Source organism: Streptomyces sp. NPDC005408, from assembly GCF_040606445.1.
Lineage (GTDB): Bacteria > Actinomycetota > Actinomycetes > Streptomycetales > Streptomycetaceae > Streptomyces.
On the sequence record NZ_JBEXEX010000001.1, the window covers coordinates 22231 to 46764 of the forward strand.

General features: G+C 70.2%; 15 protein-coding genes and 2 pseudogenes. 10 read left to right on the top strand and 7 right to left on the bottom strand.

The window, feature by feature from the left end:
• Nucleotides 1–46: 46 nt before the first annotated feature.
• Nucleotides 47–736, bottom strand: a pseudogene (locus ABZS64_RS00115) (MMPL family transporter); the annotation flags it as partial.
• A gap of 219 nt (nucleotides 737–955) precedes the next feature.
• Between ABZS64_RS00115 and ABZS64_RS00120 the strand changes: the two are divergent.
• Nucleotides 956–2224, top strand: coding sequence for a sensor domain-containing protein (locus ABZS64_RS00120; protein WP_355821386.1), 1269 nt, complete (start codon nucleotides 956–958; stop codon nucleotides 2222–2224).
• Nucleotides 2209–2859 (top strand): response regulator transcription factor, encoded by a 651-nt coding sequence (locus tag ABZS64_RS00125; RefSeq protein ID WP_355821388.1) that lies wholly within the window; start codon nucleotides 2209–2211, stop codon nucleotides 2857–2859. The genes ABZS64_RS00120 and ABZS64_RS00125 overlap by 16 nt, the downstream gene beginning before the upstream one ends.
• Nucleotides 2860–2887: 28 nt before the next feature.
• Here ABZS64_RS00125 and ABZS64_RS00130 read toward each other — a convergent pair whose 3' ends face one another.
• Nucleotides 2888–3421, bottom strand: a complete 534-nt coding sequence (locus ABZS64_RS00130; protein ID WP_355821390.1) for a GNAT family N-acetyltransferase — start codon at nucleotides 3419–3421, stop codon at nucleotides 2888–2890.
• Between the two features lie 198 nt (nucleotides 3422–3619).
• Here ABZS64_RS00130 and ABZS64_RS00135 point away from each other — a divergent pair, with 198 nt between their 5' ends.
• Nucleotides 3620–5173: a DUF1996 domain-containing protein gene (locus ABZS64_RS00135; RefSeq protein WP_355821392.1), complete on the top strand. Its 1554-nt coding sequence runs from the start codon at nucleotides 3620–3622 to the stop codon at nucleotides 5171–5173.
• Nucleotides 5174–5262: 89 nt separating this feature from the next.
• Here ABZS64_RS00135 and ABZS64_RS00140 read toward each other — a convergent pair whose 3' ends face one another.
• Complete coding sequence (locus ABZS64_RS00140; RefSeq protein ID WP_355821394.1) at nucleotides 5263–5751, bottom strand: hypothetical protein; 489 nt, start codon at nucleotides 5749–5751, stop codon at nucleotides 5263–5265.
• Between the two features lie 102 nt (nucleotides 5752–5853).
• Between ABZS64_RS00140 and ABZS64_RS00145 the strand changes: the two genes are divergently transcribed.
• The 6 genes from ABZS64_RS00145 (at nucleotide 5854) to ABZS64_RS00170 (ending at nucleotide 14888) form a co-directional block, all read left to right on the top strand.
• On the top strand, nucleotides 5854–8916 hold the full coding sequence (locus ABZS64_RS00145) for an alpha-N-acetylglucosaminidase (RefSeq protein WP_355821396.1): 3063 nt from the start codon (nucleotides 5854–5856) through the stop codon (nucleotides 8914–8916).
• 47 nt (nucleotides 8917–8963) lie between these two features.
• Nucleotides 8964–9758, top strand: a complete 795-nt coding sequence (locus ABZS64_RS00150) for a tyrosine-protein phosphatase (protein WP_355821398.1) — start codon at nucleotides 8964–8966, stop codon at nucleotides 9756–9758.
• Nucleotides 9759–9823: 65 nt separating this feature from the next.
• Nucleotides 9824–11797: a hypothetical protein gene (locus tag ABZS64_RS00155; RefSeq protein WP_355821399.1), complete on the top strand. Its 1974-nt coding sequence runs from the start codon at nucleotides 9824–9826 to the stop codon at nucleotides 11795–11797.
• A gap of 358 nt (nucleotides 11798–12155) precedes the next feature.
• Complete coding sequence (locus ABZS64_RS00160) at nucleotides 12156–13040, top strand: metal-dependent hydrolase (protein WP_355821401.1); 885 nt, start codon at nucleotides 12156–12158, stop codon at nucleotides 13038–13040.
• A gap of 1 nt (nucleotide 13041) precedes the next feature.
• On the top strand, nucleotides 13042–14103 hold the full coding sequence (locus tag ABZS64_RS00165; protein WP_355821403.1) for a PDR/VanB family oxidoreductase: 1062 nt from the start codon (nucleotides 13042–13044) through the stop codon (nucleotides 14101–14103).
• A gap of 35 nt (nucleotides 14104–14138) precedes the next feature.
• Entirely contained in the window at nucleotides 14139–14888 is a 750-nt protein-coding gene (locus tag ABZS64_RS00170; RefSeq protein ID WP_355821405.1) for a TetR/AcrR family transcriptional regulator, read from the top strand.
• On the opposite strand, the gene ABZS64_RS00175 is transcribed toward ABZS64_RS00170, so the two are convergent.
• Complete coding sequence (locus ABZS64_RS00175) at nucleotides 14873–15223, bottom strand: 5-carboxymethyl-2-hydroxymuconate Delta-isomerase (protein WP_355821407.1); 351 nt, start codon at nucleotides 15221–15223, stop codon at nucleotides 14873–14875. The genes ABZS64_RS00170 and ABZS64_RS00175 overlap by 16 nt on opposite strands.
• Before the next feature lie 90 nt (nucleotides 15224–15313).
• On the opposite strand from ABZS64_RS00175, the pseudogene ABZS64_RS00180 reads away from it, so the two are divergent.
• A pseudogene (locus ABZS64_RS00180) lies at nucleotides 15314–15827 on the top strand (GNAT family N-acetyltransferase).
• A gap of 6 nt (nucleotides 15828–15833) precedes the next feature.
• On the opposite strand, the gene ABZS64_RS00185 reads toward ABZS64_RS00180, so the two are convergent.
• The 3 genes from ABZS64_RS00185 to ABZS64_RS00195 form a co-directional block, all read right to left on the bottom strand.
• Nucleotides 15834–17423 carry a fused response regulator/phosphatase gene (locus ABZS64_RS00185; protein WP_355821409.1) on the bottom strand — a complete coding sequence of 530 codons (1590 nt, stop codon included), beginning with the start codon at nucleotides 17421–17423 and terminating at the stop codon, nucleotides 15834–15836.
• Between the two features lie 24 nt (nucleotides 17424–17447).
• Nucleotides 17448–22682, bottom strand: coding sequence for a pullulanase-type alpha-1,6-glucosidase (gene pulA, locus ABZS64_RS00190; RefSeq protein WP_355822065.1), 5235 nt, complete (start codon nucleotides 22680–22682; stop codon nucleotides 17448–17450).
• Between the two features lie 136 nt (nucleotides 22683–22818).
• Nucleotides 22819–24504, bottom strand: a complete 1686-nt coding sequence (locus tag ABZS64_RS00195; protein ID WP_355821411.1) for a carbohydrate-binding module family 20 domain-containing protein — start codon at nucleotides 24502–24504, stop codon at nucleotides 22819–22821.
• Between the last annotated feature and the right edge of the window lie 30 nt (nucleotides 24505–24534).

The following is a 24534-nucleotide window of genomic DNA, read 5'->3' on the forward strand; positions in this document are numbered from 1 at the left end:
GGCCCCCGTACGCCCTTCGGGCGTGTCCTCAAACGCCGGACGGGCTGACCGAGTAGGTGGTCTGGAACAGATGCAGCTGATGGCTGGCGAGCGAGAGCAGACCGAAGGCCGCCATGCACGCGGTCAGCGCCAGGCCGACCGGCAGAAGTGCCGCGACGACCGCGCCGAAGGCGACGAGCAGAATGCCGAGTGCCAGCGGCACCGCAGTGAACTCGGCCGTCTTGAAGTCCTCGGAGAGCAGATCCCCGAGCCACTTCTCCGAGCTGGCCTGCCCGAACTGGTGGACCTCGACGCCCTGTTGGGCCCTGCCCGTGTCCCGTACGGCATCGAGCACCGGCTGCACCCGGTCCGCGGCCGTCTTGGAGTCGCCCTTGATCTCGAAGCGGATCAGCGCTTCCCTGCCGTTCTTCGAGGGGAGCGGCGGCTCGACCTTCTGTGCCTCGCCGGTCTTCTCGATCGCTGCCGCGCGCTCGTGTGCCGCGTCCTTCCAGCCGCCGGCCGTCCTGCTGCTGACCATCACGAGCTCACCGGCCGGCTGGTCCAGGCCCGCGTCGTCGAGGATCTTCTGGGCTCGCGCGGACTCGCCGGTGCCCTGTTCGGACTCGGACATCTCGACCATCCCCGATGCCCCGCCGACAGCCGTGGCGAGGACGACGAAGAGCAGCCAGCCGATGATCGCCGTTTTGCGGTGGTGTGCGCTCCACACACCCAAACGTGCCGCGAGGTTACGCCTCATGGCGTTTCGCCCCCAGAAGTAAGCGCCGAATACGTCGAGTACGACGCTAGGAATCCGCGGGCCCCCGGCCCCAGCCGTCAGAGCCCCCTCCCCTGGAGACGAAAGGCGAGCTCAGGAGGGTGGTGTCAGGTACACCCCCGCACGGTGGCGGAGCCCAGTGCCCTCGGCCGCGCACTGCGTCCACACTTGTGTCCGAGACCGATCAACGAGGGGAACTCCATGAACGCGACGAAGGCACGTGACGCGGTGGTCGCCGGCGCACAAGGCCTGGCCCTGACACTGATGGGCCTGATCGGGTCGATCACGCTCTTCGTCCTCTCGGTGGTCTCCATCTGCCTGATCGCCATCGGGGTGGGTGTGTTCACCACTCCCGCCGTACTGACCCTGGTGCGGGCGCACGCCAACCAGCGGCGGCTGCTGGCGGCCCAGTGGTCGTCGGTGGGCATCCCCGTCCCGTACCGCCCCTTCCCCCGCGACATGCGCGCCGGCATCACCGGCCAGGTCGAGCGCTGCACGCTGATGCTGAAGGACCCGGCGACCTGGCGGGATGTGCAGTGGCTGCTCGTGGACATGACTGCCGGCGTGATCGTCTCGATCCTCGCGCCCGCGCTGGTGCTCGACGGCATCTTCGGGCTGCTGCTCCTGACCGGCCTGTGGAAGCCGATCGTCGAGGCGGACGGCACCTACTGGTACGCGTTCGTGCCGGTCGACAGCTGGCCGACGGCGGGCCTGGCCGCGCTGCTCGGCGTGGTCTGGCTGACCGTCGCGACGAACGCCAACCGCCTCCTGGTCCGCTCCCACTTCAGGCTGACCCGCGCGATGCTCGCCCCGAACCACGAGATGGAGCTGGAGCAGCGCATCGACCGGCTCACCGAGACCCGGCACGACGCCCTGGACACCTCCGCGGCCGAACTGCGCCGTATCGAACGGGATCTGCACGACGGTGCGCAGGCCCGGCTTGTCGCCATGGGCATGAACCTCGGCACCGTCGAGGCGCTGATCGAGAAAGACCCCGCGCAGGCGAAGGAGCTCATCTCCAAGGCGCGCGAGTCCTCCGCCGAGGCGCTGACCGAGCTGCGCGATCTGGTGCGGGGCATCCACCCGCCGGTTCTGGCGGAGCGCGGGCTCGGGGACGCGGTGAAGGCGCTGGCCCTGCGGCTTCCGGTGAACACCGAGGTGGATGTGGAACTGCCCGGCCGCGCCGACGCCCCGGTCGAGTCGGCCGCGTACTTCGCCGTCAGTGAGACCCTGACCAACGCGGTCAAGCACTCGGGTGCCGACCGGATATGGGTCGATCTGACGTACTCGGACGGCTCGTTGCGTATCGCGGTCACGGACAACGGCAAGGGCGGCGCGGCGATCGGATCCGGCTCCGGGCTGAGCGGCATCGAACGCCGGCTCGGTACATTCGACGGCGTACTGGCCGTCAGCAGTCCCGCGGGCGGCCCCACCATGGTCACCATGGAGATCCCTTGCGAGTTGTTCTAGCCGAAGATCTGTTCCTGCTGCGTGACGGCCTTGTCCGCATGCTGGAGGCGTACGACTTCGAGATCCTGGCGGCGGTGGAGAGCGGGCCCGAACTGACCAAAGCACTCGCGGAGTTGGAGCCGGACGTCGCCGTCGTCGACGTCCGGCTCCCGCCGTCGCACACGGACGAGGGCCTGCAGTGCGCCCTGGCGGCGCGGCAGGCCCGGCCGGGACTGCCGGTGCTCGTCCTCTCCCAGCATGTGGAGCAGTTGTACGCGCGCGAGCTGCTGGCCGACGGCAACGGCGGGGTCGGGTATCTCCTCAAGGACCGGGTCTTCGACGCGGATCAGTTCATCGACGCGGTACGGCGGGTTGCCGCGGGCGGTACGGCGATGGATCCGCAGGTGATCTCCCAGCTGCTGTCGCGGCGGGCGCAGGACAAGCCGTTGGGCGGACTGACCCCGCGTGAGCTGGAGGTCATGGAGCTGATGGCGCAGGGCCGTTCCAATGCGGCGATCGCCGGGCAGCTGGTGGTGACGGAGCGGGCGGTGGCCAAGCACACGTCCAACATCTTCGTGAAGCTGGGCCTGCCGGTCTCGGACGACGACAACCGGCGGGTGCTGGCGGTCCTGGCGTACCTCGACCGCGACAGCTGACCGGGCCGTCCGGCGATGACGCAGTGCGTCAGGCATGGTACTCCGTGAGGTCGATCGCGTAGACGTGCAGCGGGAAGCCGTACACCGGGTGCGTCGTCTCGCTTTCCAGCTCCATGCCCAGCTTGCGCATCACGTTCTCCGACGCGTCGTTGCCCAGCCGCGCGATGCTGATGACGCGGTCCAGGCCGCGGTCCTGGAGCGCGAACTCCAGCGTGGCGGCGGCCGCTTCGGAGGCGTATCCCTGACCCCAGAACGGGGTGCCGAGCCGCCAGCCGATCTCTACGGCGGGCAGCACCTCGGGCAGGAAGTGGGGTACGGACAGGCCCACGAAGCCCGCCAGTTCGCCCGAGGCGAGCAGTTCGACGGCGAAGAGTCCGAAGCCCTCCTCGTCCCACTCCTCCTCCCAGCGCTCGATGTCCTCGGCGGTCTGGTCCGGATCGCGTACGGAGCCGTCGCCGATCCACTGCATGACTTGCGGGTCCGCATTGATGTCGGCCATGGGGGCGAGGTCGTCGTCGTGCCAGCGGCGCAGCAGCAGCCGGGGGGTGTGGATCTCGGTCATGCGCCCCATCCTGCCATCCCGGCCGCCGTCCGACTTCGGCGCAATACACCGGGTTTGCTGCTGGAGAATTCTACGAATTCCGCGTTCAAACCAGCTCTGCTTGAACACCCCATGAGCCACACCCGTATGGAACGTCGCGCTTCTCCCTCAGTCGGGACCCCCTTATACCCACACCCGGCGACGAAGCAGAGGAGTTCCATGGGACGCACAAGAAAACGCTCGACGCTGGCGAACCGGGCGATCGTTGCCTCCGCCGCATTGATCCTGGGCGGGGGTGGGCTGGTCGCGGTCAATGTGTATGCATCCGCGGGCGAAGGCTGGTCCTGGTCCGGTCAGGGAAACGAGCAGAATCAGACCAAGAACGCCGAGAACGCCGGACAGGCGATCTCCACGATCGACTGCCCCGAGGTCGCGAACGAAATCCGTGAGGTGCCCGACCAGGCACGCACGGAGGTCGACGGCGAGCTGGCGAAGATGGACAGCCAGATCACCGACGCGTACAAGCAGTTCGCCGACCAGAAGGAGGAGATCGAACGGGATCCCCAGCTGGCGCAGAACGCCATTCTGAACCCGCTGAAGGACAAGCGGGCGGCGAGCATCGACCGTATTTCCACCGCCATCGGCCGGTCCGGCCAGCGCCCCCAGGGACTTGACCCCCTCGCTGCCTGCAACCTGCGCGCGGACGACAACCAGGGCGACGGGAACGGCAACGGGAACAACGACAACGGTCAGGGCAACAACGGCCAGGACGGTGGTCAGAATGGTGACCAGAATGGCGGCCAGGACAACAATCAGGGCAATGACCAGGGCAATGACAATGGTCAGGGCGACAATCAGGGCAACGGCGGCGGTGGCGGACAGGTCGGCAACGGCCCCGAGGCATCCGACTTCGTAGACATCCAGTCCGTCCAGCCCAACGTCGACCAGCCCCAGCAGCAACAGGGCGGCTCCAAGGGATCGTTCGTCACCCAGTGCGGAAAGAACGAGAACGGCAAGTTCAATCCGGACAATGTCATCGTCGCGCCTGGTGTGAGCAATGGCGCGCACCATATGCACGACTATGTCGGCAACCAGGCGAATGACGCATTCGCCAGCGATGACGATCTCGCCAACGGTGACACCAGCTGCCAGAACCAGGGCGACAAGTCCACCTATTACTGGCCGGTCCTGCGACTGCAGAACGGGCAGAACGAGAACGACGCCAATGCGGACGGCGGCGGCAAGGACCAGAACGTCGGAGAGATCCAGACTCCGTCCGAGGTCACGCTGAATTTCGTCGGCAACCCGGCCAGCAAGGTGACCGCGATGCCCCGCTTCCTGCGCATCATCACCGGTGACGCCAAGGCATTCGTGAATGGCGACGCGAACGCCAACGCATCCTGGAGCTGCACTGGTTTCGAGGACCGTCAGCTGAAGGACAAGTACCCGATCTGCCCCGAGGGCAGCCAGGTGGTGCGCTCCTTCAAGTTCCAGAGCTGCTGGGACGGCCAGAACACCGACAGTGCCAATCACCGCACCCATGTGGCCTTCGCGGACAACAACGGCCAGTGCGGCAATGGATTCAAGGCGATTCCGCAGCTGGTCCAGCGGATCGTCTACGACGTCCCCCCGGGTCCCGGTTTCGCGGTCGACTCCTTCCCCGAGCAGTTGCACAAGCCGATCACGGACCACGGTGACTTCATCAACGTCTTCGACGAGAACCTGATGAACAAGGTGGTGAACTGCATCAACAGCGGCAAGAAGTGCCAGTGACCCGCTGACACGATCCCCTGATACGGCCGGATCGGCTCCCCTGAGAGGGGGGCCGATCCGGCTGTGTCGGCCCCCCGTAACCTGCGCGGTCAGCTCCCGTGGTGACCCGAGTGGCCCGTCTCGCTCCCCCCACTGGCACCACTGCTCGGTGAGTGGTGCTGCGAGCCGGTCTCCACCGTCCCGCCGAGCCGGCCGCGCAGCGCCGTCACCACCTTGGCGTCGCCGACCGCGACCCACTTGCGGCCCACCAGATACGAGCCGCCGTAGTCATTGGCCTCGTTGATCCATTCGCGCTGGCCCCGATCGGTGGCGAAGGTGGCCAGCACATACTTGCCGTCGCCGGTCGTGCAGTTCGCCTGCCGCAGCTCGGCCGCGTCCGTCTGGATGTTCGGCTTGCACTCCGCCTGCTGTGCCAGCTGCTCCAGGGTGCCCGTCGCCGTCTTGGGAGCCTTGTCGGCGTCGCCGCCACGCCCGTCGGCGTCGCCACCGGATCCGCAGGCCGCGGCAAGGGTCAGGGTCAGAAGTGCCAGTGCTGCGCGGGCCGTCCGCCTCGCGCCCGTGTTCGTACTCGTCCGCATCCGGCCATCGTGCCTTGTCGGCCACCTTTCGCGCCGCCGAACTCCCGGTAACCTGCGCGACGCACGCACCTGTTGTGACGGGAGCAACACGGAGGAGCGCTGATGGCCGAGCTGTCGAGACGTACGGTACTGGGCACAGCGGGAGCGATCGGACTAGGTGCGGCACTCGCCGGGCACACCTCCGCGGCCGCCGCGGAGGTGGCCGGATTCGCCACCTCACCCGCCCGCGAAGCACTCAAGCGCCTGCTGCCCCGGCACGCCGGCCAGTTCCGGCTGCGGGCGCTGGAGGGACCCGAGCGTTTCCGGGTCACCGGGGCCACGGGCCGTATCGAGGTCTCGGGCACCAGCCCCGCCGTGCTGCTCACGGCAGTGCACTGGTACCTCAAGTACGTCTGCCGGGCGCACATCTCGTGGTCGGGCAGTCAGCTCGGCCTTCCTGCGCTGTTGCCCGGGCCGCGCGGGGCGCTGGAGCGGTCGGCGACCGTCCCGCACCGGTTCGCGTACAACGACACGCACGACGGCTACACCGCCCCGTACGCCGACTGGGCCCGCTGGGAGCGGCTGCTGGACGTCCTCGCCCTGCACGGCTGCAACGAGGTGCTGGTCACCCCCGGCCAGGAGGCCGTCTACCACCGTCTCCTGATGGACTTCGGCTACTCCGACACCGAGGCCCGCACCTGGCTGCCCGCACCGTCGCACCAGCCCTGGTGGCTGCTGCAGAACATGAGCGGGTACGGCGGCCCGCTCTCCCCCGAGCTCATCGCCGCACGCACGGACCTCGGCAGGCGGATCGCCGACCGGATGCGCGAGCTCGGTATGCACCCGGTCCTGCCCGGTTACTTCGGCACGGTCCCGGACGGCTTCACCGCCCGCAATCCCGGCGCCCGCGTCATCCCCCAGGGCACCTGGAACGGGCTGCGCCGCCCCGACTGGCTGGACCCGCGCACCCAGAGCTTCGCCGACGTCGCCGCGGCCTTCTACCGGCACCAGGGGGAACTGTTCGGCGAGACCGGCCACTTCAAGATGGACCTGCTGCACGAGGGCGGCACCCCCGGCGACGTCCCGGTCGCCGATGCCGCCCGTGCGGTCGAGACGTCGTTGCAGACCGCCCGCCCCGGCGCCACCTGGGTGATCCTCGGCTGGCAGTCGAATCCGCGGCCCGCGCTCCTCGATGCCATCGACACCGACCGGGTGCTGATCGTGGACGGGCTCTCCGATCTGGACACGGTCACCGACCGGGAGAAGGAGTGGGGCGGCGCCCCGTACGCCTTCGGCACCATCCCGAACTTCGGCGGGCGGACGACCATCGGGGCGAACACCGACCGCTGGACGGCCAAGTTCACGGCCTGGCGCGACAAGCCGGGCAGTGCGCTCGCCGGAACCGCGTACATGCCGGAGGCCGCCGAGCGCGACCCCGCCGCGCTCGAGCTGTTCAGCGAGCTCGCCTGGCGCGAGGAGACCATCGACCGGGACGCCTGGTTCGACCAGTACGCCGAGGTCCGCTACGGCGGCGAGGACCGCTCGGCGCGTGCCGCCTTCGCCGCGCTCGCCGCGACCGCGTACAAACTCACCAGCACCGACGGGCGCCCCTACGACTCCTTGTTCGGCCGCCGCCCCGGAATGACCTCGTCGATCGGCACCGCCTTCGATACGGCGGGCTTCGACCGGGCGTTCGCGGCGCTGCTCGGCGTACGGCCTTCGCTGCGCGACAGCGACGCCTACCGCCACGATGTGACCGACGTGGCCCGCCAGGCACTCGCCAACCGGTCCCGCACGCTTCAGCTCCCGCTGCGGGCCGCCTATGCCCACAAGGACGTGGACACCTTCCGCGCCATCTCGGCGCTCTGGCTGAAGCTGATGCGGCTGAGCGACACGATGGCGGGTTGTCACCGCTCCTTCCTGCTCGGGCCCTGGCTGGAGGACGCCAAGCGTCTGGCCACGAGCGCGGACGAGGCGGTGGAGCTGGAGCGCACCGCCCGGGCGCTGATCACGACCTGGGCCGACCGGGCCGCGGCCAATCAGCTCAGCAACTACGCCAACCGCGACTGGCACGGGCTGATCGACGACGTCCATCTGCCGCAGTGGGAGGCTTATCTGGAGGAGCTGGCCACCGCCATGGCCGAGGGCCGCGCCCCCACATCCTTCGACTGGTATCCGGCCGAGGAGGCCTGGACGAAGGACCGGCGGGCCTATCCGGTGCGGGCGACGGGCGACGCCTACCGCACCGCCCGCCGGGTGTACGACACCCTCGCCACCGCCCCCTACCAGGGCTACGTCGATGTCACCGTGGCCCCGCCCGCGTTCACGCCCGGCTCCACCGGCACGGTCACGGCCGCCTTCCGCAACCTCAACGGGCTGGGCTCCACCGGCCGCGTCGACTTCGCTCTGACCGGCCTGGACGCCGAGCCACAGGGTGATCCCTTCCTGCCGAGTGTCCCGGCGGGCGGCACCGGCACGGTCTCCTGGCGGGTGACAGCCCCGGCTGATCCTCTCGACGAGCCGCTGCGCCCGATGCCGTACGAGCTGCGCACGCAGTACGGCCCGCGCGGCGAGGAGCGGGTGACCGTCCCGCAGAAGGGCTCGCTGTTCCTGGCATCGCCACTGGATGCCGTGTGGCGTACGTACACCAGCAACGCGGCCGTCTTCGGGCAGCTCGGCGACCGGCTCGCGGTCAACGGTGGGGGCACCGACCTGTGGCGGGGCACCACCCACTTCGGCACCGCCTACCGCGAGGCCGCGCTGACGGTCGGGGCGAGCGTGGACGTGCGGGTGGACTCCCAGGAGAACACCAGCAGTTGGGCCCGAGCGGGCATCGTCGTCCGCAACAGCCTCGCGCGTCCGGGCGACGCCGGTTTCCTCAATCTGGCCGCGACACCGGGGCAGGGCGTCGTCCTGTCGTACGACACGAACGGCGACGGCACCCTGGACACGTACAAGCGCATCACGGGTGTCAAAGCCCCGGTGCTGCTCCGGCTCACCCGCAACTCCGGGACCTCCTTCACCGGCTCCTGCTCGACGGACGGCGGCACCACCTGGCGTCCGGTCGCCACGGTCTCGGTGCCGGGGGCCGCGGCCGTCCAGGACACGGGCCTGTTCATGAGCGCGGCCAACGGCGGCGGCGGAGCGCGGGGCACAGTCCACTTCAGCGAGTGGTCGATCACATAGGTTGTTTGCATTGATATCGACCAGTTCTGAGCCAGGGAGCCGCCACCATGACCGCGATCCCCGCCACCACCGTCGCCAATCTCCGCGACCTCGGAGGCACGCCCCTGCCCGCGGGCCATTCCGTGCGCTCGGGTCTGCTCTTCCGCTCCGGGCAGCTCGACCGGCTCGATCCCACCGCAGATCCGGCCTTCGCCGCCCTGGGGATCCGTACGATCGTCGATTTCCGTACCGAGGCCGAGCGCCGCGCCCGCCCGGACCGCATCCCCGCCGGCGGCCGGCTGCTGCTCGCCGACGTGCTCGCGGACCAGGTCTCGTCCGGGCTGCTGCCGGCCGCCGCGAAACTCAAGCAGGTCCTGGCCGATCCGGTGCTCGCCGAGCGGGAGTTGGGCGGCGGCCGGGCACAGCAGCTGTTCGCCGACACCTATCGCGGCTTCGTCACCTCCGACTCGGCGCGCGCCGCCTACAGCGCCTTCCTGAACGAGGTCGCGGACCCCGATGCGGGCCCGCTGCTCTTCCACTGCACGGCGGGCAAGGACCGCACCGGCTGGGCCGCGACGATCGTCCTCACCCTGCTCGGCGCGCCGCCGGAGGCGGTGGAGGCGGAGTACCTCGCCGTCAACCCGGCGGTACGGCAGGCCTTCGCGCCGCTCATCGAGGGCTTCATCGCACAGGGCGGCGATCCCGAGACCGCCCTCGCGGTCATCGGTGTGGTGCCGGAGTATCTGGCGGCGGCGCTGGAGGAGGTCGACGGCCGCTACGGCACGATGGAGAAGTACGTGGTCGAAGGGCTCGGCGTGCCGGTCCAGGCGATCGAGCGCATCCACGAACGACTCGCGGGCTGAAGGCGGGCGCCGCCCGTTCGAGGGGCGGCGAGTGACCATAGGACCATTCGCTCGTTCTGCTGAACGTGCGCCCACAGGATGTCGTCACCACCCCCGTCCCGCCTGCTCCCGACCCCGGCCCCGTCGCGGTCGAGCAGGCCGAGGCGGCCCTCGTCGAGCACTACCCCCGGCTCGTGCGGATCGCGTATCTCGTACTGCCCCCGTCCCTCGGCCGCAATCGCCGTGTGCTCACCGCACACGCGCTCGCGCAGCGCTCGCTGCCGCGCGGCCGCACCACACCGGCGGGGGCCATCGACGCCGCGGACTCGGCGATTCCGGGCTCCCGCCGGGCGCCGGGCGACGCCGACCCCGGCTATGTGTATGTACGGGGACGGGTGCTGCGCCAGGCCCTGGACGCCGGGCTCCCGCTGAAGCGCCTCGCCCGGCCGAGGCGCGCCCAGCTCCCGCCCCTGCTGCCCCATGTCTGGGGGCTGCGGGTCTTCCCGCGTTCCGGCGGAGCAGATGAACTCGCCCTGGACCAGCACCTGTCCGCGCTCTCCGGGGCCGCCCGCGCCGCCTATGTGCTGCGCGGCCTGGAGGAGCTGGCCGACGCCGATGTACGTCATGTGCTCACCGCCGCCGGGGTGGCGGACCCGCATGCCGCGCTGGCCGAGGCGGACGGAATGGTCGCGGCGGTGGGGGCGGGGGCGGCCGCGCTGCTCGAGTCGCCCGAGTTCGATCCGTGTTCGCTGCAGGCCCGTCCCACCGATCTGATGCGCCGCCGCCAGCATGTCAAGGCGGCCCTGGTGGCGGCCGCGGCCCTCGCGGTGTGCGGGGCGCTGCTCGGGCTGCCGGGCGACGGCTGGGGTCCCGACGGTGCGGCCGCGCCGCCGTACGCACGTAATCCCGCCGCCGAATCCGCCCTGGATCCGGCCAAGTTGATCCGGGTCTCCCCCGCGGCATGGCAGCACTCCACCCGTACCGACTTCTCCGTCTGGCCCACCCGTGGCGGTCTCGCCGATGACAGCGCCCTGCTGCGCCGTGCGCTCGCCGTATGGGCGAGGCCCGGCGTCGAGGTCCAGGTCTCCGCGACCCCCGGCACACCGCCGGGACCGCCGATGGGTTCGCCGCAACTGCTGTACGCGGGCGAGGTCGACCAGGCGAACGTGGTGCTGCTGCACGACGGGCTGCGGGTGGTCCGCTACGCCGAGCCGAAGGACGGCACCGGAGGTGTGGCGCTCGACTTCGCGCGTACGGACGCCGCCGACGCGGCCTCCTCGGGCGCGGTGGTGGCGGGCCGCACCGACGGAAATGTCCGCTATCTGACCGCGCCGTGGGTGCGCGGGACCTCCGTACGGGACCTGCTCGACCCGGCCGGCGCGGCACGGCCGCTGACCCGCGGCACGGACGGTGTCACCTCGCCGCTGCCGAGCCCGGCGCAGGCCCGGGACTGCAGGACGTGGGACGTGCTCGAGCTGCGGGACGGGACGGCCGATCGGCTGCTCACCGACCTCGGCGAACTCACCCCGGCCCGGCTCACCTCGGGCCCGCCGTCGGCTCCACGGGACGTCACGGGGGCCACGGCCCGGGCGGCCTGGGCGCGTACGGCCTGTCTGCTGCCGGGTGTGCGGGCGCACGGTGTGCGCACCGTCAACTCGTGGACGTACGCGAAGCAGACCCTGCCCGAGTCGAACGGCACGGCGGAGTGGCTGTGCACCCGCGCGGAGACCTGGCGGGGCGCCGGGAGCCGGGTGATGGCCCAGTTCCAGGCCCCGGGCGCGCAGGCGGGCGCCCCGGCGGCGATCGCGGCGCGTTCCGAGGACTCGCCGTCCTGCGGAGTACGGGACCCGAAGGTGCTGGCGGGTGTGCTGTGGAAGTCCCGGGCGGGCCGGTGGTACGTACTCGCGGCAGGCAGCGGCCAGTTCACATCGCTGGCCACGTCGGGCGGGGTGGACGGCAGCGCACAGGGGAATCTCCTGGCGGTCCCGGCAAAGGCGGGCGCGAGGGCGGAACTGAACGGCCGCCTGTCCGACGGGAGCCGGGTGGGCGCGCTGCACTGACCGCTCCGCGGCCCCGGGCTGCCGGGGCGACCCGGCACGAGCCTCCGACGCCCGCGCCGGCCGGGCCGGCCGGGCCCGGGGGTGCCCGCGCGGTCCCGTATCCCGGCCGCTCCGCGGCCCGTTGAGGTGCCGGCGGGTCGGCGCCGCGAGGCCCGCGGCAGCGGCCGGGCGGCTCGGCCCCCGAGGCAGCCACTACAGGCTGGCCGCGCCTCGCGGCGCGAAGCTGCCGCCCCCGCCGGGGGTGCCCCCGCACCCCCGCAACTTGGGGCGGGTGGGCGGGAAAGACCCCCAGCCGGGCGGCTGAAAATCTGGCCGCACACCCCTGTTGCCGTCGCTTACCCGTCAGTACATTGACGCCATGTCTAATACGAAGCCCGCCGCGGTCCCCTCCGGGCGGATACCGCTCAAGGCCCGCAAGGTCGCCTTCGAGTGGGCGGACACTCCGCTCCACTGGGTACCCGGCGACCCGTTCACGACACACACCATCAACGTGCTGCATCTGCTGCTCCCGGCGGGCGAACGGTGGTTCGTGCACGTCTACAAGCAGGTGCTGCCGTACATCCATGACGACCAGTTGCGCGAGGACGTCATCGGGTTCATCGGGCAGGAGGCGATCCACTCCCAGGCCCATGACGACGTACTGCCGCACCTGAAGGACCTCGGGCTCGACCCGACGCCGTACACCGCGCAGGTGGACTGGCTCTTCGAGAAGCTCCTCGGGGACAGGACGCTGCCGCCTGGCAGGGCGCGGGAGTGGTGGCTGAAGGAGCGGGTCGCGACGATCGCCGCGATCGAGCACTACACCGCGTTCCTGGGCAACTGGGTGCTGAACGCCGACGAGCTGGACCGCTCGGGCGCGGATCCCACGATGCTGGACCTGCTGCGCTGGCACGGCGCCGAGGAGGTCGAGCACCGCTCGGTGGCCTTCGAGCTCTTCATGCATGTGGACGGCGGCTACCGCAGGCGTGTGCGCACCTGGGCGACGGCGTTCTCGGCGCTGGTGTTCCTCTGGCAGCGCGGGACCCGGTTCTTCATGGAGAACGACCCGACCCTGCTCAACGGCAGGGCGAGCTTCCAGCAGTTCTTCGACCGGGGACGCAGGGGCACGCTGCCGACCACGGGCGCGATGCTGCGGTCCATCCCGCGCTATCTGAGCCGGTCCTACCACCCCTCGCAGGAGGGCAGTACGGCCCAGGCCATGGCCTATCTCGCGAGCTCGCCCGGCGCGAACGGGGGCCGCTGACATGCCCCGTCTGCGTACGGTCGTCCTGCTCGCTGGGGCCGCGCTGCTCGCCAGGCGGGCGTTGCGCCGTCGTATCGAGGGCTCGCCGCTGTGGCCGCTGCCCGCGCTGGAGACACCCGTCTCGGGCCGGCGGACCGCCCCGCCCCTGCGGCTGCTGATCACCGAAAGGACCGAGCCCGCCGAGGGGGTCGTCCAACTGCGCTTGAAGGGCGACACGTTGCCGCCGTGGAGGCCGGGCGCGCATGTCGACCTGGTGCTGCCGTCGGGCCTGGTCCGGCAGTACTCCCTGTGCGGCGACCCGGCCGACCCCTCTTCGTACACGATCGCGACCCGTCTGATGGAGGACGGGCGCGGCGGCTCCCGCGAGGTCCATGAGCAGCTGCACGAGGGCGAGGAGGTGGAGATCCGCGGCCCGCGCAACCGGTTCGCGCTGGCCGACGCCCCCGCCTATGTCTTCGTCGCGGGTGGCATCGGCATCACACCGATCCTGCCGATGCTGCGGGCCGTCGAGGCGGCAGGCGCCGATTGGCGGCTGATGTACGGCGGGCGGACGGGCACCTCGATGCCGTACCTCGACGAGATCGAGCAGCTCGGAGACGGCGGCCCTGGCGCGAGGGTCACGATCGTCCCCGAGGACGAGGCGGGACTGCCGGATCTGCCGGATCTGTTCGCGGCCACGGCGGCGGGCACGGCGGTGTACTGCTGCGGCCCCGACGCCCTGATGGACGCTGTCGCGGAGCATCTCGGGCCGGACTGCGCGCTGCATCTCGAGCGCTTCACTCCAGGTGCACCCACCGGCGGCGGCGCTTTCGAGGTCGAACTGCGCCGCTCGGGCCGTACGGTTCAGGTCGCGGCCGGTCAGTCGGTGCTGGCCGCCGTGCGCGAGGAGCTGCCCAATACCCCGTACTCCTGCGAGCAGGGCTTCTGCGGCACCTGCCAACAACGCGTCGTCGAGGGTGAGATCGACCACCGGGACGAGCTGCTCACGGACGCGGAGCGGGACGACTCGATGCTGATCTGCGTCTCGCGCTGCCGGGGTGCGCGGCTGGTGCTGGACCTGTAGAACAGGTGCGCGCCTGCCGTGGGTAGGCTGTGCTCATGACGACCGGGGTACGCCGCAGGATGGGCGTCGACGAGCGCAGACAGCAGCTGATCGGCGTGGCTCTCGAGCTGTTCAGCCACCGTTCCCCCGACGATGTGTCGATAGACGAGATAGCCGCGGCCGCCGGTATCTCGCGGCCTCTCGTCTACCACTACTTCCCCGGCAAGCAGAGCCTGTACGAGGCTGCGCTGCGGCGAGCAGCCGACGAGCTGGCCGGGCGCTTCCAGGAACCGCCGGAGGGGCCGCTCGGGGCCCGGCTGCTGCGGGTCATGGGCCGGTTCTTCGACTTCGTGGACGACCACGGGCCCGGGTTCTCGGCGCTGATGCGAGGCGGTCCCGCGGTGTCCGCAGGCGGAGCCTGCTCAAGGGATGCAATGTCCACGACGAACGCGATGATCGACGAGGTCAGGCAGGCGGCGTACGAGCAGATCCTGGCGCATCTGGGGATCGCCGAGCCGCCCGCGCGGCTTCAGTTGGTCGTGCGGTCCTGGGTCTCGCTCGCGGAGTCGACGGCGCTGATCTGGCTGGACGGGCGGAGGATTCCGCGCGCCGAGCTGGAGTTGCAGCTGGTGCACGACTTCGCGGCGCTGTGCGCGGTCAGTGCGGCCTACGACGACGAGATGGCGGGCATCCTGCTGCGCATCCTGGGCGACGAGCCGGCCGAAGGGCCGTTCGGCGATCTGGTCGGCCGGCTCGTCTCGCTGGCGCCCTCGCTGGACCGGGTGCCCGCTCAGCGCTTGCGGTAGGACGGCTCCAGGTCGCGCACCTCGGCGGACAGGACGGGCTCGATGCCCTCCGCGGGCTTGAGGTGAGTGGCGAGAAGACCGAGGACGGCCTCCGACAACTGGGCCTTGAGCTCGTCGGCGCGGCCCGGCAGCAGCCCGATCCCGATGTGCACGAGGGCGTCCGCGGGCGTGCCTCCGGCGACGACCGTCTCGTCGACGCGGCGGAAGCGGGTCTTGCAGGCGGAGAGCTTGGTGTCGATCGTCTCGACGATCAGCGGGTGCAGTGCGAGCGCGAAGTCCCGGCGGTCAAAGGCGGACTCGAGGTTCTCGGAGTAGTCGACGGTGATCTGCGGCATCGGGCGCTCCAGCACGGGTGATCGGTGAAACCGGACGGTTGTGGGACCCACCCTTACGCAGGTCTCCATGACCCCGTCAATAATGCGGGAATGAAGATCACCTGTCGGCTCGCTGCCCCTTCCGATGCGGAAACCCTTGTCGCACTCTTCGACGGGGCCGCCCGCTGGATGCAGCTCAACGGCATCGCGCAGTGGAAGCCCGGCGACCAGGACGCCGACCACTTCCGGCACTGGATCAAGGAGGGGGAGGTCTGGATCGCCGAGACCGCGGAGGGGATCGCGATAGGGGCGTACGAACTGTGGTGGGAGGACCAGCCCGCCTGGGGGATCCAGCCTCCCGTGGCCGGGTATGTGCACCGCCTGATGATCGACCGGGACACGGCCCCGGACGGCTTCGGCCGTCTGCTGCTCGCGCACGCCGAGCAGCGGATCGGCGACACCGGGCGGGAGTTCGTACGGCTGGACTGCCTGTCGAGCAATCCCCCGCTGCGGGCGGACCTACTACGAGGCCGCGGGCTACCGCGTCGTCGGCGAGGAGCCGGGCAAGGTGGCCAAGGACGGCAGCCGCTACGGAGTGGTCCTGCTGGAGAAGCCGGTCAACTGAACACCGTCAGCCGAAGCCGGTCAGCTGAAGCGCCAGAAGGGCGACGTCGTCCCCGCGGGTGCCGAAGCAGTCAAGCAGCGTGTCGCAGAGCGGGGAGACGCCCGGAGGCGCCTGGGCCGCGGCGTGGCGGAGGCGTTCGAGCGAGACCGTGAGGTCCGTGCCGCGGGTCTCGATCAGACCGTCCGTGACGAGCAACAGCCGGTCGCCCCGGACCAGTTGGGTCTCGGTCGGCCGGGGACGGTCCAGGCCGAGGCCGAGCAGCGGGCCCGAGGTCTGGACATAGGACGCCGTGGCCTCGGCCGAGACGATGAGCGGGCGGATGTGCCCAGCGTTCGCGATCCGGATCCGGCCGCCGCGTGGGTCCGTCAGGGCGAGGCAGACCGTGGCCGTCGCCTCGGGGTGGTAGCGCTGGAGCATCCGGTCCAGGCGGTACAGCAGCACGGCCGGGTCGCTCTCGTCGGTGGCGTACGCGCGCAGGGCGTGCCGCAGTTCGACCATCACCGTCGCGGCGTCCAGTGAGTGGCCGACGACATCGCCGACGCCGACGAGGACACCCTGCGGCGTCGGCAGGGTCACATAGAAGTCGCCGCCGATCTCGGCCTGTGTGGAGGCGGGGACGTACCGGACGGCGATCTCGGCGCCGGGGATCTCGGGCAGCTGCTGCGGCAGGAAGCTGTGCTGGAGGGTGAGCGCGATATGCCTCTCCTCCGCGGATGTACGCAGCGATTCGGCGGCCAGTGCCGTGGCGTGGGCGAGCTGGGTGAGCAGCAGAGCCGCCTCCGGATCGGCCCGGCGGTAGGCGGGGGTGGCCAGGCAGACCGGCGGCTGGTCGTCGCCGCTGCGGGCGAGAAGCAGCCGGGCGTCTCCGGCGAGGCCGCGCCGGAAGAAACCGGGGGGCCACAGCGGTTCGGGCGCGACCAGGCTCTGCACGCCGGTGCGTCCCGACATGGCGCGCTGGAGCAGCCGTGCCACCGCCTTACGGGCGCTCGCGTCGGGGCAGTGGCCGCGCCCGCCCGCGCGCCCCACGTGCAGTTCACCGCCGGAGCCGAGGACGAGGGCGACCGCCGGGCCGCCGACGAGCCGCGCAGTCCCGGCGGTGGCCGCGTCGGCCAGCTCCTGCGGGCAGCGTGCGGTGTGCACCTCCATCGTCGCGGCGGCCAGCTGCGCCATCCGCTCGGCCTGGGCCTCGGCGTCGTGGCGGGAGCGGGCCCCGCGCAGGGCGGCGCGCATGACGGCCTGGATCTCCTCCGGTTCGACGGGGACCGTCAGATACGCCTCGGCACCTGCGTCCAGGCCGCGGGTGCGGTCCTGCGGGGTGACCGCCGTCGCGGAGAAGTGCACCACCGGCATCGTCGCGACGACGGGGAGCTGCTTGATACGGCGGCACAGGTCGAAGCCGTTCATGTCGGGCAGCCCGACGTCGACCAGCGCGGCATCCGGCAACGCACCGGCCTTGAGCCTCATGTCGAGCTCGACCAGTGCGTCGCCGGCGCTCGCGGCGGGGATCACCAGATGTCCCGCCCTGCGCAGAACCGCGCCCATGGCATAACGGTTGGCATCGGTGTCGTCCACCACCAGCACGGTGGTGCCGTCCATCCGCTCACCGTAACGCCGTGGGGCTCACCTTCGTCCGAAGACGGCGACAGTGCGCCCCGGAACGGTGAAGGTTCCCGAACCCCCTTCGTACGATGCCTTCTTGACAGTAGAGTCCGCCCCCGCCGCCTGGACGGGGTGCAGGGCGTACGAACGGCCGCCGAGCGCTTCGGCTCGCTGGGTCTGTGTATCCGGTGTCGCGTTGAAGACGACCACCAGGTCGCCGAGAGCCATGGTGATCACGCCCGGGGTCTCCTCCTTGCCCGAGAGCGGGAAGGAGACCGTGGACTGCACCTCGCCCGCGGAGGCCAGGCTGAAGGCCTTCTCGGTGCTGCGGATGGTGAGCAGATCCCGGTAGGCGGCCGACGCGCCGTCGGTCTGCGGGCAGCCGACGGTGAGCGAGGGGGCCGTCAACAGGGGCTTCGCAAAAGGCCACTTGCTCTTGTTGTCGGCTTGCGGAGGCAGCCCGCGCCCGAAGCCGTTGCCGTCCTTGCAGTCCCAGTGGATCGCGTTGAACCAGTCGCCGCTGTCGAACGAATTGCGGTCCAGCGACTTGGAGCGCAGCAGGTCCGTCCCCGCCTGGGAGAGCGCGGGCCCCTGGGAGAGCGCCGCGGTCGCCATCGCGAGGACCTGCATACGTGCCCGGTCTGCCGGTGACGTGGAGGCCGGGAGCTTGAAGGCCAGCGCGTCGTAGAGGGACTCGTTGTCGTGGGCGTCCGTGTAGGCGAGGGCGTCGCCGGGGGCGGCCGCGTATCCGGCGGGTGCGCCGTTGTAGTCGACCTCGGAGCCCTTGACGGTGCGACCCGAGCTGTCGGTGAAGGTGTACGCGGCGAGATTGCCGGTGAGACCGACCTTGATCAGGTCCTGGTAGTGCAGAAGGCGGGCCTTCTGCTGGCCGGGAGTGCCTTTCGCCGACGAGGAGTTGGGGTCGGTGAACAGGCCGGAGCCGAAGCCCTGGATTCCGGGGTCCTCGTCGAAGGGGCCGCCGCCGCGGACGGCGTCACGGGCACGGTCGGAGAACGTGGCGATCCCTGTCCCTGCCATGTTCTTCTGGGTGGCCTGGACGAAGCGGGCGTCGTCCGCGATCTCTCCGAAGTTCCAGCCCTCCCCGTAGAGAATGATCTTCTTGCCGTCCACGCCGTCGTGTTCGACGGTCAGCTCGTCCAGAGCCTTGCGGACGGCGAGGATATTGGCCTTCGGATGGTGTCCCATCAGGTCGAAGCGGAAGCCGTCGACCTTGTACTCCTTCGCCCAGGTGACGATCGAGTCGACGACGAGCTTGCCCATCATGGCGTTCTCGGGCGCGGTGTTGGCGCAGCAGGTGGAGGTGGCGACGGTGCCGTCGGCGAGGAGGCGCTGGTAGTAGCCGGGCACGATCTTGTCGAGTACGGACTTGTCGGCCTGGCCGCTCGCCACGGTGTGGTTGTAGACGACGTCCATGACCGTGCGCAGGCCGCCCTCGTTGAGGGCCTTGACCATCTGCCGGAACTCGACCGTGCGCCGGGTGCCTTCGGGGTCGGAGGCGTACGAGCCCTCGGGGACGGTGTAGTGCAGCGGGTCGTAGCCCCAGTTGTACGCGTCCTTCGCGGCGGCCTTGGCGATGCACGCCTGCTGCTCGTCGGAGTCGGGCGCGTACACATTCAGGTCGCAGGCGGGGACGGTCTGGTCGGACTTCTTCTCGGGGATGGTGCCGATGTCGAAGGCGGGCAGGAGGTGGACGTACGACGTGCCGGACGCGGCGAGCGCCCGCAGATGCTTCATCCCGGCCGATTCACGGTCGGTGAAGGCCAGGTACTGGCCCGGATGCCTGGACGTGCTGTCCGCGACCGAGAAGTCGCGGATGTGCAGCTCCTGGATCTCGGCGTCGCGCATCGGCACGGCCGCCGGCTTCTTCAGAGATGCCCATCCCTTGGGGGCGAGCTTCGGGTCGGCGAGGTCGACGACCAGGCTGCGGGCGGAGTCGGTGGTCAGGGCGGTGGAGTACGGGTCGGTGACCTTGTTGGTGACGACCTTCTGGACGCTGGGCGCCCAGACCTTGATGACATAGCGGTACGGCTTGCCCGCCCAGCTCTTGGGGCCCTTCACGGACCAGACGCCGCTGGTGCCGTCCCGCCGCATCGCGACAGTGCTGCCGTCGAGTTCGAGGGAGACGGACTGAGCGGTGGGGGCCCAGAGGGAGAGGGTGGGGCGTCCCCCGTCGAAGACCGGGCCGAGCTTCGCCCTGCTCGCGTCGTACAGCTCGTCGAGGACTCCCGGGATCTGCACTCCGGTGGCGGCGAGCAGTGCGCCGTTGGCCGCGCGCTGGGTGGCGATCAGCTGACCGCGGAGGGCCTCGCGCACCCGGTCGCGGTCGCGCGGGTCGACGGTGAAGGCCGGATACGCCGCGAGGTGCGGGTACTTGGCCTTCTGCGCGTCGGTCAGGGCGGCGGGACCGAGCCGCAGCCAGCGGCCCTCGTCGCTGAGCGCCCCGTCCACGACGGAGATCCCGCCGGCGGGCGCGTACACCAGCTGCTCGCTGGTCGCCTCGGTGGCCTTCACCTTCCAGACGACGGTGTCCCGGTCGATCCACTGGGCCTCGGCCTTGGCCAGATCGAGCGCGGGCGCGCCACCGGTCTGCGGCAGCAGATACTTCGGCTGCCCGGCCAGCAGCCAGACCTCGTTCGTATACGTCGCGAGGTCCAGGGACTGGTCGTTCGGCAGGTCCTTCTGGTCGCCCTTGTGGACGATATAGCTGAGCGAGGTCGCGCCCGCTGCGAGCGGCACCTCGAAGGTCACTCCGTACGCGTCCTTCTTCACCGGCTGGAGCGGCTTGGACCAGTCGGTCGGATCCTTCGCCCCCGTCCAGGTGTGCAGGCCCCAGCCGTCGTAGTCGCCGTCCGCCCGGTGGTAGTGGAGGACGGTCTTGGTCTTGTCCTGCGGCGGGTAGGCGCCGTCCGGCGGGGTGGCGGTCTGCCCGTCCTTGCCCTGGGCGATCCACACCTCGCCGGTGCGAGCCAGGTCGATCGTCCGCTGCGGGTCGTCCGCCGTGCCGTTCTTCTCGACGGTGTACGGGACGGTCGCGGCGCCTTCGGCGAGCTTGACCCATGCGAACGCGCCGTACGCGTCACGCCCGGTGAAGGCGTTCTGCTGGTCGCCGGTCTTCAGCTGCCAGCCGTCGTAGTCGCCGTCCGGGCGCTGGTAGTGGACGACCGCGTAGTCGCGCTCGACGGCCACCGGCTTCTCGGGCGGCGGGGCCTGGCCCGAGGTCGTCTCCGCCCGGTCACTGGCCGTGCGTCCCGCGCTGTCGACCACAACTGCCTTGTAGCGCACGGTGGTTCCGGCCGCCACCGTGGGGGCGATGTACTGAGTGACCTTGTACGGGGCGTGGTCGGCGGAGCCGAGCGTGCGCCACGGGCCGTTGCCTGTCTGGGCGGCGAAGACGACACGGTTGATCTGCCCGCCGCCGGTCTCCGCGCTGATCTCGACGGTGCCGGTCGCTCCGGCGGCAGGGGCCTTGAGGGTGAGGGTGGGCCTCGCGGCGGGCCGGTCCAGGGGCCCTGCGGCCTTCAGCACCAGCGAGGACAGTGCGGGGACGGTGAGGGTGATCTTCCCGTCGATGGCGTGCACCGCGCCCGAACCGCCGTACAGCGTACGGAAGTCGGAGGCATCGGCCCGGAAGGTCACGGTCGTGGGAGCGGTCCCGTTGTTGGCGGCGACGACGTACTCGGTGCGGGTCTTCGCGTCCGTACGGGAGAAGGCGTACACCGAGTCCTTGGCGTACCGCTCGCTCTGGACGCCGTCGCGCAGCGCCGGGTGCTCCTTGGTGAGCTTCGACAGCGCGGCGATCGAGCGGTAGAGCGGGTGCTCGGTGTCGTACGCGTCGGATGCGTGCGTACGGTCGGTGCCCAGCTGGTCGTCGTCCAGATAGTCGCGGGTCTTGGAGGCGAACAGGCTCTGGCGGGCGTCCTTGTCGCCGCCCCCGCCGGTGAAGCCCTGCTCGTCGCCGTAGTAGACCACCGGGTTGCCGCGGGTCAGGAACATCAGCTCGTTGGCGAGCCGCGCCCGCTTCAGGAGTTCGGCGTCGTCGGCCTTCGGATTGTCCTGCTTGAGGAAGGTGCCGATACGGCCCATGTCGTGGTTGCCGAGGAAGGTAACCTGCTCATAGGCGTTGGCCTTGTCGGTGGTGTAGCGGTAGTCGTCGCCGAAGACCTTCCCGAGCCGGTCGGCGGACGCACCCTGCGAGGCGTAGGCGCGGGCCGCGTCCTGGAAGGGGAAGTCGAGGGTGGCATCGAGACGGCCGCGGGTGACATACGGCGAGGTGATGGCCGTGTCCGCGGCGAAGACCTCGCCGAACATGAAGAAGTCGTCCCGGCCGCGGGCTGCCGCGTAGGCGTCGAGCGCGGTCGCCCACTGGGTCCAGAAGTCCATGTCGACGTGCTTGACGGTGTCGATACGGAAGCCGTCGATGTCGAAGTCGCGGACCCACTTCTCGTAGATCTGCTCCATGCCGGTGACGACCTCGGGACGCTCGGTCCACAGGTCGTCGAGGCCGGAGAAGTCGCCGTACTCGGAGCTCTCGCCCGCGAAGGTCGAGTCGCCGCGGTTGTGGTACATGGTGCGGTCGTTGAGCCAGCCGGGGACCTTCTGGCCGGTGGTCCTGGGGGTGTACGGGAACGAGTCGGCGTCGACCTTCTTCACACCGTTGCGGTCGTCGAACGGGCGCCCGTCTCTGTCGAGGTACGGGTAGGCGCCCTTTGGGCGGTAGCCGTACGTCTTCTCCGCGTAGTCGACGGTGTCGGCGGTGTGGTTGGTGATGACGTCGAAGAAGACCTTCATGCCCTTGCCGTGGGCCTTGTCGATCAGCTTCGCCAGATCGGCGTTGGTGCCGAAGTGGGGGTCGACCTGGGTGAAGTCGGTGATCCAGTACCCGTGGTACCCGGCGGACGTGTCCTTGCCGGTGCCCTGGACGGGCCGGTTCTTGAAGATCGGCGCGAGCCAGATGGCTGTCGTGCCGAGGCCCTTGATGTAGTCGAGCTTCCGGGTCAGGCCCTTCAGGTCGCCGCCCTGGTAGAAGCCCTTGTCGGCGGGGTCGTATCCGGTCTCGAGACGCGAACCGGTCAGCCCGCCGCGGTCGTTGGACGTGTCGCCGTTGGCGAACCGGTCGGGCAGGACGAAGTAGAACTGCTCCCGGGTCAGATCATGCCGCGCGGGCTGCGCGGCGAGCGTCTTGTCCGACGGCGGGGCCGGGGGTCTGGGTGCGCCGGCGGCGGGGACGGCGGGCATGAGCGCCGCGCACAGGGCGGCAGCGACAACGGTTGCCGCTCTCGGGCGTATCAAGGTTGCTCCTCAGCAGGTACGAGAAGGGGGCAGCCCGGTGCGGTACGGGAGGCGGCACCGGACTGCCGCAGAGGGGGACGGGTCAGGTGCGGAAGGTGTCCGACAAGGTCACCGTGCCGGTGGAGGGGACCGTCGCCGTGCGGTTGGCGCCCGTCTCCCACGTCACGGTTCCCGACGCGTCCTTGCGGATGTACTTGTATTCGAACGCCGTCCCCGCAGGCAGCGCCACGTCCAGCTGCCACACCGGATAGCTCGCCGGGTCCAGCTTCAGCGCCGCGCCCGGGCTCCAGTTTCCGAGCGCCGCCTGGTTGCCGGTGACGTAGATGTTCTGTCCGGTCACCGTCGTCGCGTTGACACTGAAGGACGCTCCCGCTGCCGAACTCGACCCGCAGCTACGGGCGTTCACATGCAGCGCCACCGCCGTGTTCGAGCCGAGAGTCGCCGTGAACTGGCCCGAGCCGTTCACCGTCACGCCACGGCCGGACTGCACATCGCAGTAGTCGCCCGCGGGCAGCGAGGTCTGGAAGGTCCGGGTCAGCGACGAGCCCTCGTGGTTGATGGCGACGTACGCCTTCGAACCCCGCCCGAAGGCGATCTGGTCCGCGCCGTTGTCCCACCAGTCCGTCACGGCCTGGCCGCGTGCCGTGTTGCGGAAGGCCACCATCGAGGCGATCTCCCGCCAGGCGTGCTGGCACTTCCAGCCGTCGCTGTAGCAGGCGTTCACTGTCCCACCGTTCGGCGGACCCGCGTCCTTGTCGGACCACTCGTAGCCGGAGTGGACGTCAGGGGCGCCGTACGGCCACGCCAGCATGAAGACGTTGGCGAGCGTGTAGTTCGCGCCGTCCTTGTAGTTGAGCGTGTCGCCGCCGCGCTCGGTGTCGTGGTTGTCGACGAAGACCGCCGACTTCCCCGACTCCATGAAGCCCCAGCCCTCGCCGTAGTTCTTGAGGTAGGCGAGGTTCTCGTTGTTGAAGACCTGCTTGAGGCTGCGGGCGTAACGGAACTCCTGGACGTCGCCGTTGCCCAGATACTCGCTCGGCGACACCGCCTCGCCCGCGCCGTAGATCGCCTCCTGCTTCCAGTACACGCCCGGGTTGCTGAGCCTGGACTTGATGTTGGCGAGGTCCGCAGCCGGCATGTGCTTGGCGGCGTCGATACGGAAGCCGTCGACGCCGAGCGTGAGCAGATCGTTCAGGTAGGCGGCGATGCGCCCGCGTACGTAGTCCTCACCGGTGTCCAGGTCGGCGAGCCCGACGAGCTCGCAGTTCTGGACGTTGGCGCGGTCCTGGTAGTTGGTGATGTTGGCGCGGCAGTCGTCCATGTCGGCGCCGGAGTAGATGCCGGGGTAGGTGTACTTCTCGTAACTCGAGCCGCCCGTCCCGGTCCCGGACGCTGATGCCATGTGGTTGATGACGCTGTCGACGACGACCTTGACGCCCGCCGCATGACAGGTGTTCACCATGCTGCTGAACGCGGCACGGTCGCCGAGACGGCCGGCGATCCTATAGCTGACGGGCTGATACGAGGTCCACCACTGGGCGCCCTGGATGTGCTCCTGGGGCGGGGAGACCTGGACGTAGCCGTAACCGGCCGGTCCGAGCTGATCGGTGCACGCCTTGGCGACCGAGGCGAAGCTCCACTCGAACAGGACGGCGGTCACGTCCTTGACGCCGGGCGGTGACGCCTCGGCGGCTCCCGGTGGCGCGATCACCGCGACCGCCGCGCCCGCCACAAGGGCGAGCGTGGCAGCCAGAGGTCTGCTGGCCATATGTCCTCCTGCACAGCACTGTGCATACGT